Source organism: Collimonas sp. (genome assembly GCF_035566375.1).
GTDB lineage: Bacteria > Pseudomonadota > Gammaproteobacteria > Burkholderiales > Burkholderiaceae_D > Collimonas.
In genome coordinates this window covers 17,868-30,154 of the sequence record NZ_DATMRK010000060.1, presented here as the reverse complement: position 1 = coordinate 30,154, position 12,287 = coordinate 17,868, and the positions used below count along the sequence as shown (strand labels likewise).

Below are 12,287 nucleotides of genomic sequence, written 5' to 3'. Positions count from 1 at the left end.
GACTTGCATAACCACGAAAGTAAGGCTTAAATATGTTACCCATGTCCCGGCACAGGTGTTACCCATGTGTCCGGTCTATACAGCGAAGCAAGAAAAAGTGACTAGCTGCCGGGCTACCCCCGGCGTGCATCCACGGAGTAGCAAACGTTTTAAGTAGCGACGACCGATCATCGGATGCAACGACATGTACTCCGTGGCCCGTCAATTGGGGTCAGAGTAATTTTCGCAAAGGGCCGCGAAAAAAAACTCTGACCCCAATTGACTAAGAAAGTGAGTAGCTGCCAGGCCGCTCCCGGCATTCCAGCTCACTTACGCACAGCCATGACCACCAGCAGTCTTGCTTGTCATGGACAGATCCCGCCCCGCTTCCCGCGTATGACCAGCAGCCTCCAGCCGCTGCAAATAATCTTCCCACATCGCATCCTGATCGCGCCCCAATTTATACAGATACGCCCAGGTATAAATCCCACTGACGTGACCATCCGAAAAGACCGGCTTGACCGCATAGTTGCCAACCGGTTCAAGTGCAACCATTTCGACATTGCGCTTACCGGTTTGCAATACCTCTTGCCCCGGACCATGGCCGCTGACTTCGGCTGATGGCGAATAAACCCGCATCAATTCAAACGGCAGCGAAAAAACCGCGCCGTCATCGAAAGCAACTTCCAGCTTGCACGATTGCTTATGTACTGTGAATGACACCGGCACAGGCGCCGGTGCTGATTGTTTGGAGCCGGTCATTGGATGGCCTGAATAGAGAATTAAAACTGCTCGGAGATCGCCGAGCGCAAAGCCACCAGCAAGGCCTGACGCTGCTCCAGGATTAATGGCGAAGGCTGGTGCCGAGCTTGCGCCCACACCGGGCTGGGGAAATGCGCATCGTCAAGATAGCGTGGAATCACATGCCAGTGCAGATGCGGCGTCATGTTGCCGAGGCAGGCCAGGTTGATTTTTTCCGGCTGCATGATATTGCGCACGGCGGTTTCAACTGTCCACACTGCATCCATGAATGCAGTGCGGTCAGCCGCCGACAAGTCCGTCATTTCCTTGACATGCCGATGCCAGATGACGCGGCAGAATCCCGGATACAGCGGATCGTCGACCAGCACCACGCGGAATTTCTCGGCGCGGTGGAGAATTTCTCCGCCGTCGCCGCTGCACAGTTCGCAATCAACCGCATGGGGTGTCATGGCTGTCATGATCAAACCAGGATCCGCTCGATGCCGCCATTGTTGGCGCGCGCCACATAATCCGGCAGCCAGTTCTCGCCCAGCAGATGACGCGCCATCTCGACCACGATGTAATCGGCAGTAGTGCCGGAATCGTCGTTGTAGCGTGACAAACCTTGCAGGCAGGACGGGCAGGAAGTGAGGATCTTGACGTCGCCGCCAAAACCGTCGGCGCGCAGTTTATCCGCGCCCTTGGTCATCTCTTCTTCCTTGCGGAAACGGACCTGGGTCGAGACATCCGGGCGGCTCACGCCGAAGGTGCCGGACTCGCCGCAGCAACGTTCGTTCTTCTCGATCTTGGCGCCGTTGTCGGTGGTGATAAGCGCATTCACGGTCTTCATCGGATCCTGCAATTTCATCGGGCTGTGGCAGGGGTCGTGGTACATGTAGCGCGTGCCGCTGACTCCCTCCAGCTTGAGATTTTTTTCCAGCAGGTATTCATGGATGTCGATAATCCGGCAGCCTGGGAAGATCTTGTCGAACTGGTAGCCTTGCAACTGATCGTAGCAAGTACCGCAAGATACGATCACGGTCTTGATGTCGAGATAGTTCAAGGTATTCGCCATGCGGTGGAACAGCACGCGATTGTCGGTGATGATCTTTTCCGCCTTGTCGAAGTCGCCCGAGCCGCGTTGCGGATAACCGCAGCACAGATAACCCGGCGGCAGCACGGTTTGCACGCCAACCTGCCACAACATGGCCTGGGTCGCCAAACCCACTTGCGAGAACAGGCGCTCGGAACCGCAACCGGGGAAATAAAACACGGCTTCGGTATCGGCGGTGGTGCTCTTCGGATCGCGGATGATCGGCACGATCTTGTCGTCTTCGATATCGAGCAAGGCGCGCGCGGTCTTCTTCGGCAGATTGCCCGGCATCTTCTTGTTGATAAAGTGGATCACCTGCTCTTTGATCGGCGCCTTGCCCACCGTGGCCGGCGGTTTCTTGGTCTGTTTCTTGGCGAATTTCTTCAACATTTCGTTGCCGAAGCGTTGTGCCTTGAAACCCCAGTCAGTCATGACCTTGCGGGTCATGTTGATGGTGGCCGGATCGGTTGCATTCAGGAAGAACATGGCGGCCGTGGTGCCGGGATTGAACGATTTCTTGTTCATCTTGCGCAGCAGGTTGCGCATGTTCATCGAGACATCGCCGAAATCGATATCGACCGGGCATGGCGTCACGCATTTGTGGCAGACGGTGCAATGGTCGGCCACATCTTCGAATTCTTCCCAATGCTTGATCGAGATGCCGCGCCGGGTCTGCTCTTCGTACAGGAAGGCTTCCACCAGCAGCGAAGTCGCCAGGATCTTGTTGCGCGGCGAGTACAGCAGATTGGCGCGCGGCACGTGGGTGGCGCAGACCGGTTTGCATTTGCCGCAGCGCAGGCAATCCTTGATGCTGTTGGCGATGTCGCCGATATCGCTTTGCTGCATGATCAGCGATTCATGGCCCATCAGGCCGAACGATGGCGTGTAGGCATTACGCAAGTCGGCCTCGAAGCCAGGCAGATTCAGCAGCTTGCCCTTGTTGAAACGGCCTTCCGGATCGACCCGCATTTTGTAGTCGCGGAAATCGCTGATCTCGTCTTCGGTCAGGAATTCCAGCTTGGTGATGCCGATCCCGTGTTCGCCCGAAATCACGCCATCCAGCGAACGCGCAAGAGTCATGATGCGCGCCACCGCGGCGTGCGCATCTTGCAGCATTTCGTAGTGATCGGAATTGACCGGCAAGTTGGTGTGGACGTTACCGTCGCCGGCGTGCATGTGCAAGGCGACAAACACGCGGCCACGCAAGACTTGTTTATGAATCGCGCTGCATTCGTCGAGAATCAGCTTGAACGAAGCGCCGTTGAAAATCTGCCGCAACAGGGCGCGTACTTCCTGTTTCCAGGATACCCGCACGGTGCGGTCCTGCACCACGTCGAACACGGTGGCTGCCGGTTGCTGCGCCAGGCGCTGCTCGAACACGAGACCGAGTTTTTCCAGGCCCAATGCGGCCAATTGCGGCATGGCGTCCTTCAGCGGCGTATCCAGATGCCCCAGCAGATAAGTCCAGCGCGCCTGCACTCCGCTTAGCAGCTGCTCAGCCTGATGGACCCGGTCTTCCAGGATTTCGGTGGCGGGAATGTCGTCGCCGTCGGCGTCGTCGCCCTTGCCCAAAGGCAGATTGCCATTGAGCAGAAAATCGCGCAATCCGCCCAGCAATTGCAGCTTGTTCTTGACCGACAATTCGATGTTGATGCGTTCGATGCCATCGGTGTATTCGCCCATGCGATTGAGCGGGATCACCACGTCTTCATTGATCTTGAAGGCGTTGGTATGTTTCGCGATGGCGGCTGTGCGCGCACGATCGAGCCAGAATTTCTTGCGCGCTTCCGGGCTGACCGCAACAAAACCTTCGCCGACCCGGTTGTTCGCCATGCGCACCACTTCCGATGCTGCGTGCGCTACCGCGTTTTCATCGTCGCCGACGATATCGCCGAACAAGGCCATCTTCGGAAGCACGCCGCGTTTCGATTTGGTGGTGTAGCCGACGGCTCGCAGATAGCGCTCGTCCAGATGCTCAAGGCCGGCCAGGATCGCGCCGCCCTTCAGGGTTTCGGCATCGAGGAAATCCTTGATCTCGACGATCGATGGAATCGCGTCGCGCGCCTGGCCGAAAAATTCCAGGCAGACGGTGCGCGTGTGCTTCGGCATCTTGTGCAGAATCCAGCGCCCGGATGTAATCAGGCCGTCGCAGCCTTCTTTTTGAATCCCCGGCAAACCCGCCAGGAATTTATCGGTCACGTCTTTGCCCAAGCCTTCCTTGCGGAATACACGGCCGGCGATTTCCAGGATTTCGGTCTTGAACGGCTTTTCGCTTGGGCGGCCTTTTTCAGCCGGGTGGCGCCATTCCAGCTGGAAGCGCGCCAGCGGCGTGTCGTGGATCTTGCCGAGGTTGTGGTCAAGACGGGTGACGTCGAGCCAGTCGCCGTTCGGGTCGACCATGCGCCAGCTGGCCAGGTTGTCCAACGCGGTGCCCCACAGCACGGCTTTCTTGCCGCCCGCGTTCATGGCGATATTGCCGCCGACGCAGGATGCTTCAGCCGAGGTCGGATCGACCGCGAACACGAAACCGGCTTTTTCAGCGGCGTCGGAAACTCGCTTGGTGACTACGCCGGCGCCCGAATAAATGGTGGCGTATTCTTTATCCAGCCCGGGCAGCACGGCCATTTCGACTGCTCCCAGCTGCTCCAGTTTTTCGGTGTTGATGACGGCTGACAATGGTGTCAGCGGAATCGCGCCGCCGGTGTAGCCGGTGCCGCCGCCGCGCGGGATGATGGTCAGGCCGAGTTCGATGCAGCCCTTGACCAGGCCGGCCATTTCATCTTCGCTGTCCGGGGTCAGCACCACGAATGGATACTCGACGCGCCAGTCGGTGGCGTCGGTTACATGCGATACGCGCGACAGGCCGTCGAACTTGATGTTGTCCTTGGCGGTGTAGCGCCCCAGGATCTTATTGGTGCGCTTGCGCAAATCGTAGGTCTGGCGGAATTCGTCGGAGAAGGCGGCAATCGCCTTGCGCGCCGCAGCCAGCAGCGCCTCGACATTCTCGCTGCGCTTCTTGGCCTCGGCATCAGTCGTAATATCGGTATCGGCAATATCGGCCTGATCGGTCACGATGCGCCGCTTGTCGACCTCGCTCAAGCGATGATGCAACGCATCAATCAGCGCCTGACGGCGTTTTGGATTGTCCAGCATGTCATCTTGCAGATACGGGTTGCGCCGCACCACCCAGATGTCGCCCAGCACCTCATACAGCATCCTGGCGGAACGGCCGGTCTGACGCTTGCTGCGCAACTCGTCCAGCAACTGCCAGGCTTCTTCGCCGAGCAGCCTGATCACGATTTCACGGTCTGAAAACGAGGTGTAGTTATAGGGGATTTCGCGCAAACGCGTAGGAGTGGCGCCGTGTGGCGCATCTGACAAAAGTGCCTGGATTTTTACGGGGGCGTTCATTGGTCTATTGAAGTGACGACTGCGTGGCTACTGCTGCTGAATCAGCATTTTAGCTTATCGCGCAACTTCGCGACGGCAACATGCGGATTTGTGCAGCGCAAAAGACAATACCCGCCCGGATAGCGAAACCCAATTAAATCAATAAAAACAATCAATTGTTATTTATTAATAGCTTTTAACTACAATGCATCCATATCCACTACTTCAGGAGCCCTTATGTTTAGCCAGATCGTCAGCGAAATCATGGAAAGCATTGCCCTCACGTTGGCCGATTACGGTCAGTGCAAAGGCTGATTCAGCTTACGCCAGCCAGCTCGCGACTTGCCGCCAGAAACCGTCCGGCACATGCAGCAGTAGCCAGACCACCAATATGTAGCGGACGAATTTACCGATCGCCATGTACATGACGGAAGGCCAGAACGGCAGCTTGAGCCAGCCGCCCAAGGTGCAGATGGGGTCGCCGATGGCCGGCACCCAGGCCAGCAGCATGGTTTTCGCGCCATACCGTTGCAGCCAGCCGAACCAGTTGCTGTCGCGCTCGCGCGCGAACGCCTGCTTGGCGCCGTAACCCATCCAATAATCGACCACGCCGCCCAGCGTATTGCCGGCGGTCGCCACCAAAATCACCGCCCAGAACAACCCGCCGTTGGCCTTGATCACGGCAAACACGGCCGGCTCCGAGCCGAGCGGCAGCAGGGTGGCGGCGACAAAACTGATGATAAAGACTGAAGTCAGGCCGACCGTTGGCACGGCGAGCGTCTTCAGCAACCATAAAACTGCGGATTCGATCATGGGGAACAATTCAGAAAATTCTAGGATTCGGCAGCTACCGGCAAAACCGCTGGCGCTTAAAAAGCCGTCCATTATAATGATCGGCTGTTTGTTCTGACCTGATTTTGCCTTGATCCCGCTTTGATCCTGCTACCGGTTGTTCCGGCGGCGCCCTTGCAACGCTACAAGACCTACGACATGACCACTGACTATTTGCAGAAAATCCTCACCGCCCGCGTCTACGATGTCGCGGTCGAAACCCCGCTTGAACTGGCGACAACGCTCTCGCAGCGAATTGAAAACCAGATTTATTTCAAGCGCGAGGATATGCAAAGCGTGTTCAGCTTCAAATTGCGCGGCGCCTACAACAAGGCCGCCAGCCTGACGCCGGCGCAGCGCAAGCGCGGCATCATCTGCGCATCGGCCGGCAACCATGCCCAGGGCCTGGCGCAATCGGCGGCCAAGCTGGGTTGCCGCGCCGTCATCGTGATGCCGAAGACCACGCCGCAGATCAAGATCGACGGCGTCAAGGCGCGCGGCGGCGAAGTGGTGTTGTTCGGCGACTCCTATACAGATGCCTATAACCACGCGCTGACGCTGGAAAAAAAGCACAAGCTGACCTTCGTCCATCCTTTCGACGATCCCTATGTCATCGCCGGCCAGGGCACCATCGGCATGGAAATCCTGCGCCAGCACGCCGGGCCCATCCACGCGATTTTCGTACCGATCGGCGGCGGCGGCCTGATTGCCGGGATTGCCGCCTATGTCAAGGCGGTGCGGCCGGAGATCAAGATCATCGGCGTGCAAACCACCGATTCCGACGCCATGGCGCGCAGCCTGAAGGCTGGCCGCCGCGTTACGCTGGCGGATGTCGGCCTGTTCGCCGACGGCACCGCGGTCAAGCTGGTGGGCGAAGAAACCTTCCGCCTGGCGCGCCTGTACGTGGATGAAGTGATCCTGGTCGATACCGATGCGGTCTGCACCGCGATCAAAGATGTATTCCAGGATACGCGCAGCATCCTGGAGCCGTCCGGAGCGCTGGCGGTGGCCGGCGCCAAAGCCTATGTCGAACGCGCCAAAGGCACGCGCAAGCCGATCAAGGACCAGACCCTGATCACCATTGCTTCCGGCGCCAACATGAATTTCGACCGACTGCGTTTCGTCGCCGAAATGGCCGATGTCGGCCAATTGCGCGAAGCCGTGTTTGCCGTCACCATCCCGGAACAGCACGGCAGTTTCCGCCGTTTCTGCGAACAGGTCGGACCGCGCAACGTCACCGAGTTCAACTACCGCATCAGCGATGAGAAAATCGCCCACGTGTTTGTCGGCGTACAAACTTCGAGCGCTGAAGAAGCTACTCAGATCGCCCGGAATTTCGAGAAGCACGGCTTCGACACACTCGACCTGACCCATGATGAGCTAGCCAAGGTCCATGTACGGCACCTGGTCGGCGGCAAAAGCCCGCTGGCGCAAAACGAATTGCTGTATCGCTTTGAATTCCCGGAACGTCCGGGCGCGCTGATGCGCTTTTTGAATTCGATGGCGCCCGACTGGAATATCAGCCTGTTCCACTATCGCAGCCAGGGTGGCGACGTCGGCCGTATCCTGGTCGGGCTGCAAGTGCCGAAAAAGGAAATGAAAATCTTCCGCACTTTCCTGTCCAGCCTGGGTTATCGCTATTGGGATGAGAGCAGCAATCCGGTTTATAAATTGTTCCTGGGCTAACACGCCTGGTCACGCTTGCGGCCGGCGCCCGCCGCCGCAAGCAAGCTCCTCACTTTCCCCGCAAATGCGCTATTTATAGCGGGCATTGCGCTCCATCTGGCAAAATACTGCTTTTAAGCACAAGCAAAAGCCATGTCCATCTCAAATACGCCTGACGCCTCGCCGCTAGGCAAACCCGCCGCCTACCAGAGCCAATACCAGCCATCGCTACTGTTTCCGATTGCCCGCCAGGGCAAGCGCGAAGAAATCGGCATCAGCGGCACACTGCCATTTTTCGGTGTCGATATCTGGAATGCGTATGAGGTCTCATGGCTCAATCTGCGTGGCAAGCCGCAGGTCGCCATCGCCACTTTCACGGTGCCGGCAGATTCACCCAACATCGTCGAATCGAAATCGTTCAAGTTGTATCTGAATTCCTTCAACCAGACCAGGCTGGCAGATACCGACGCTTTGCTGCAACTGTTGCGCACTGATTTATCCGCCGGTTTCGGCGCGCCGGTGCATGTCACACTGACAACCGCTGACGCCTTCGCCGAGCTTAAGCTGCAAGAACCGCAAGGCTTGCTGCTGGACCGGCTGGATATCGAAGTCAGCGAATACCGGCCGAATCCAACGCTCTTGAAAAACGATGCTAACCAGGTTGTCGTGGAAGAAACCCTGGTCTCCCATTTGCTGAAATCGAATTGCCTGGTAACCGGCCAGCCGGACTGGGGTAGCGTGCAAATCCACTATGTCGGCGCCGCCATCGACCAGGAGAGCTTGCTCAAGTATCTGATCAGCTTCCGCGACCATAACGAATTCCATGAACAATGCGTCGAACGCATTTTTATGGATCTGATGCGCAACTGTGCGCCGCAAAAGCTGTCTGTATACGCGCGCTACACCCGGCGCGGTGGTCTCGATATCAATCCGTGGCGCAGTAATTTCTCCACTTCGCAGCCGCCGTTGAATTGGCGCCAGGCAAGGCAATAATTAACGATTCGCAACAAACCGTAGTATAAAGACAGCACTTAATTAACCAAATAACAATAATTTGGTCGTGAACATTGACGCTCAAAGGATCAGCGTCTACCGTACGACCTCGCCGCAAAGGATTCTTTTTCTTATGACAATTTTTTTTCGTCGTATCGCTCTTAAGCGTACCGCATTGCTCTCCTGCATCACCGTATTCGCCGCCGTCTGCTCACCGGCCCAGGCTCAGGAAACCCCGGACACCACCGGCTGGTTCAGTAACACTCTCTCACAGACCAAAAACCGGCTCGACAACATCGTCGAAAACGGCGACATGGAAGTGTATCTGTCTGGCTACGCCTATCACGGCCGTCACACGTATACCAAAGAGCGTATCGAAGAATTGAATGAAAAGGCTTGGGGCCTGGGTGGCGGCCGTACTATCCGCAACGCCAGCGGCAATGACGAATCCCTGTATCTGCTGGCAATCCGCGACTCCCATTACAAGCCGCAGATCATGGCTGGTTATGCCTATGAGTGGATCTGGAACGTTCCCAAGACGCCAGTCGAAGTCGGCGCCGGCTATACCGCCATGTTGATGAGCCGCCAGGATTATTTCGGCGGTTTCCCATTCCCGATTGCGTTGCCAGTGATGTCGCTGGGCGTCAAGGGCGCCAAACTAATGGGGTCTTACGTGCCGCGCCTGTCGCAGAATAAAGGCAATGGCGACGTCTGGCTGGTATTTGCGCGCTTTGAGGTAAAGTAAAACCGTCCCCGATTCAGCCATAACCATGACTGCAAGTTGGTGTTGTTGATCTGAAACAAGTCTATAATCCGGGTTGGGTGCCATTAAAACCGTAGCCTGAGTTGTGTTGACTTGGGTCGAAATCGGGGGAGACGCTGTAGTAACAACAGCTAAAACAGCTGCGGCCGCACGATAGCGACCAGCAGCGCTAGCCCTGAGATTGGCATGTTTCCGAAATGCCGCGGTAGCTGCTAGTGGTGACTCAAATGGTGACTTATTTGGTGATTTATTCACTGACTTAGACACAACCACCCGTATTGTGCCGCCAACCAATTTGTATTATGACTAATCTTGCAAAAATCCTGCCTGCACAAAATGTGGCGCTGGATCTGGAAGTCTCCAGTAAAAAACGCGCCTTCGAACAAGCCGGCTTACTCTTCGAAAATAATTGCGGGATCGCCCGCTCTACCGTCTCCGACAACCTGTTTGCGCGTGAACGCTTAGGTTCTACCGGCCTTGGCCACGGCGTCGCCGTACCGCATGGCCGTGTCAAGGGATTAAAGGCGCCGTTGGCAGCCTTTGTGCGCCTGGCCGAACCGATTCCATTCGAATCACCGGACGGCCAGCCGGTCAGCTTGCTGGTGTTCTTGCTGATTCCGGACAACGTCACTCAGCAACATCTGGAGATCTTGTCAGAAATCGCCGAAATGTTTTCCAGCGACGCCTTCCGCACCATTCTGGCCAGCGATCCCGATCCGGCCTCGGTGCACACCCACATCGTCTCCTGGCAGCCCATGGGCACGGAAAATGCGACATAATTTGGCGTAAGACTTTAGCGTAGATTTAACTTAGGACAGCGCCCATCGTGTCTGAATCGCCCGCATCGCCTGCGGCCGAGCTTGCTGACAATCTGAGTCACAATCTGGGTCACGATCTTATTCACAACCTTATTCACTTCGCCATCGCCAACCATGCCCGTTTCCACGCCCCTATCGATTCAGCAACTGTATGACGAAAACCGCGAATCGCTGCAACTGGGCTGGTTTGCCGGTTTCCCCGGCGGCGAGCGGCTGATTTCCGGCGATGCGGCTTCGGCGGCCGACCAGGTAGGCCATCTGAACCTGATCCATCCGGGCCGGATCCAGGTTTTCGGCCACCAGGAAACCGAATACTACCAACGCCTCTCAGCCACTTCGCGGGTCTATCAGACCGCCGAACTGGTGGCTGGCGCACCGCCGGCTTTCATCATCGCGCAAGGCCTGGCCACGCCGCCGGACATTCTTGAAATCTGTGATGAAAAAAATATCCCGCTGTTTTCGACACCGTTGCCAGCCGCGCAGGTAATCGATTATCTGCGGGTATATCTGTCGAAAAAGCTGGCGCAGCGGATCACCATGCATGGCGTGTTCATGGATGTGCTAGGCGTCGGCGTGCTGATTACCGGCGAATCGGGCCTAGGCAAAAGCGAACTGGGGCTGGAACTGATCTCGCGCAGCCACGGCCTGGTGGCCGACGATGCGGTCGAATTTTCGCGGATCGCGCCGAACATGATCGAGGGACGCTGCCCACACCTGCTGCAAAACCTGCTGGAAGTACGCGGGCTGGGCCTGCTCGACATCAAGACCATCTTCGGTGAAACCGCTGTACGCCGCAAAATGCGCCTCAAGCTGATCGTGCACCTGGTCCGGCGCGCCACGCTGGAAGAGAATTACGAGCGCCTGCCGCTCGACGCCCACACCCAGGAAGTGCTAGGCCTGCCAATCCGCAAAGTCATCATCCCGGTGGCTGCCGGCCGCAACATCGCGGTACTGCTGGAAGCCGCGGTGCGCAATACCATCCTGCAATTGCGCGGCATCGATACGCTCAAGGATTTCATCGCCCGCCAGCGCATTGCGATGGATAGCGATAGCGATCTCTAAACGTCCGTAATATTTGCGGGCAAAAAAACTTGCCTGCCCTCCGCCCCACACTCTTGATCGCCGTAGTTACGGTATCATTGCCCGATGCGCATAATTCTTATCACCGGCATCTCCGGTTCCGGCAAATCAGTTGCTCTTCGCGTGCTCGAAGATGCAGGTTATTTTTGCGTCGACAATCTGCCGCCGACCTTGTTGCGGGATCTGGTCGCAGCGCGCCAGCATGAGGGCGCGCAAATGCTGGCGGTAGCCACCGACGCGCGCAGCGCCGACTCGCTGGCCGGCCTGCCGTCCGATATCCAGCAACTGCGAGCAGAGGGACACGACGTCAAGGTGTTCTTCCTGACCGCCCAGACCGAATCCCTGATCGCCCGCTTTTCTGAAACCCGCCGTAGCCATCCGCTATCGCACCGCCTGCTGCCGGGTCAGAATCCGGCAGACCGCCTGACTTTGACCGAGTGCATTTTGAACGAACGCGAGATGCTGGTCGAGATCGAGGGCATCGGCCATACGATAGATACTTCCGATGTCAGCGCCAATCGCCTGCGCGGCTGGATCAAGGAGTTGGTCGATACCGAACCGGCGCCGCTGACGCTGCTGTTCGAATCGTTCGCCTTCAAGCGTGGCGTGCCACTCGACGCGGATCTGGTGTTTGACGTACGCATGTTGCCGAATCCTCATTACGATGCGAAGCTGCGGCCGCTGACCGGCCGCGATCAGCCTGTCGTCGCCTTTCTGGAGGGCTTGCCGAAAGTAACCGACCTGCTAGGCGACATCCGCAACTTTGTCGAGAAATGGCTGCCGGCTTTCAAGGACGACAACCGTAGTTACCTGACTGTAGCGATCGGCTGTACTGGAGGCCAGCATCGCTCGGTCTACATGGTGGAACAGCTGGCGCAATATTTTCAGGTTACCGAACGCGTGGTGCGACGCCATCGCGAACTGGGTTAAACGT

10 protein-coding genes are annotated in these 12,287 nt (G+C 57.4%); 6 read left to right on the top strand and 4 right to left on the bottom strand.

All coding sequences use genetic code 11. The features are described from left to right. Positions 1–309: 309 nt before the first annotated feature. The 4 genes from VNZ60_RS19410 to VNZ60_RS19395 form a co-directional block, all read right to left on the bottom strand. On the bottom strand, positions 310–741 hold the full coding sequence (locus VNZ60_RS19410) for a gamma-butyrobetaine hydroxylase family protein (RefSeq protein WP_325662044.1): 432 nt from the start codon (positions 739–741) through the stop codon (positions 310–312). Positions 742–761: 20 nt separating this feature from the next. Further along, entirely contained in the window at positions 762–1,190 is a 429-nt protein-coding gene (locus VNZ60_RS19405; protein ID WP_414648910.1) for an HIT family protein, read from the bottom strand. 11 nt (positions 1,191–1,201) lie between these two features. Continuing rightward, complete coding sequence (locus VNZ60_RS19400) at positions 1,202–5,224, bottom strand: DUF3683 domain-containing protein (protein ID WP_325662040.1); 4,023 nt, start codon at positions 5,222–5,224, stop codon at positions 1,202–1,204. Between the two features lie 300 nt (positions 5,225–5,524). Continuing rightward, positions 5,525–6,016 carry a YqaA family protein gene (locus VNZ60_RS19395; RefSeq protein WP_325662038.1) on the bottom strand — a complete coding sequence of 164 codons (492 nt, stop codon included), beginning with the start codon at positions 6,014–6,016 and terminating at the stop codon, positions 5,525–5,527. Positions 6,017–6,193: 177 nt separating this feature from the next. On the opposite strand from VNZ60_RS19395, the gene ilvA reads away from it, so the two are divergent. From ilvA to rapZ, 6 genes are all read left to right on the top strand, one after another. Continuing rightward, positions 6,194–7,720, top strand: a complete 1,527-nt coding sequence (ilvA, locus tag VNZ60_RS19390; RefSeq protein WP_325662048.1) for a threonine ammonia-lyase, biosynthetic — start codon at positions 6,194–6,196, stop codon at positions 7,718–7,720. Positions 7,721–7,852: 132 nt separating this feature from the next. Continuing rightward, a complete protein-coding gene (gene queF, locus VNZ60_RS19385; RefSeq protein WP_325662037.1) occupies positions 7,853–8,692 on the top strand; it encodes an NADPH-dependent 7-cyano-7-deazaguanine reductase QueF in 840 nt (279 codons plus the stop codon). 133 nt (positions 8,693–8,825) lie between these two features. Further along, the gene (locus tag VNZ60_RS19380) at positions 8,826–9,437 is read left to right on the top strand and encodes a hypothetical protein (RefSeq protein ID WP_325662036.1); all 612 of its coding nucleotides are present in this window, start codon (positions 8,826–8,828) and stop codon (positions 9,435–9,437) included. Positions 9,438–9,757: 320 nt separating this feature from the next. Continuing rightward, positions 9,758–10,234 carry a PTS sugar transporter subunit IIA gene (locus tag VNZ60_RS19375; protein WP_325662034.1) on the top strand — a complete coding sequence of 159 codons (477 nt, stop codon included), beginning with the start codon at positions 9,758–9,760 and terminating at the stop codon, positions 10,232–10,234. A 153-nt stretch (positions 10,235–10,387) separates the two neighbouring features. After that, positions 10,388–11,335 (top strand): HPr(Ser) kinase/phosphatase, encoded by a 948-nt coding sequence (gene hprK / locus VNZ60_RS19370; protein WP_325662032.1) that lies wholly within the window; start codon positions 10,388–10,390, stop codon positions 11,333–11,335. Positions 11,336–11,419: 84 nt separating this feature from the next. Continuing rightward, positions 11,420–12,283, top strand: coding sequence for an RNase adapter RapZ (rapZ, locus tag VNZ60_RS19365; RefSeq protein ID WP_325662030.1), 864 nt, complete (start codon positions 11,420–11,422; stop codon positions 12,281–12,283). Positions 12,284–12,287: the final 4 nt, after the last annotated feature.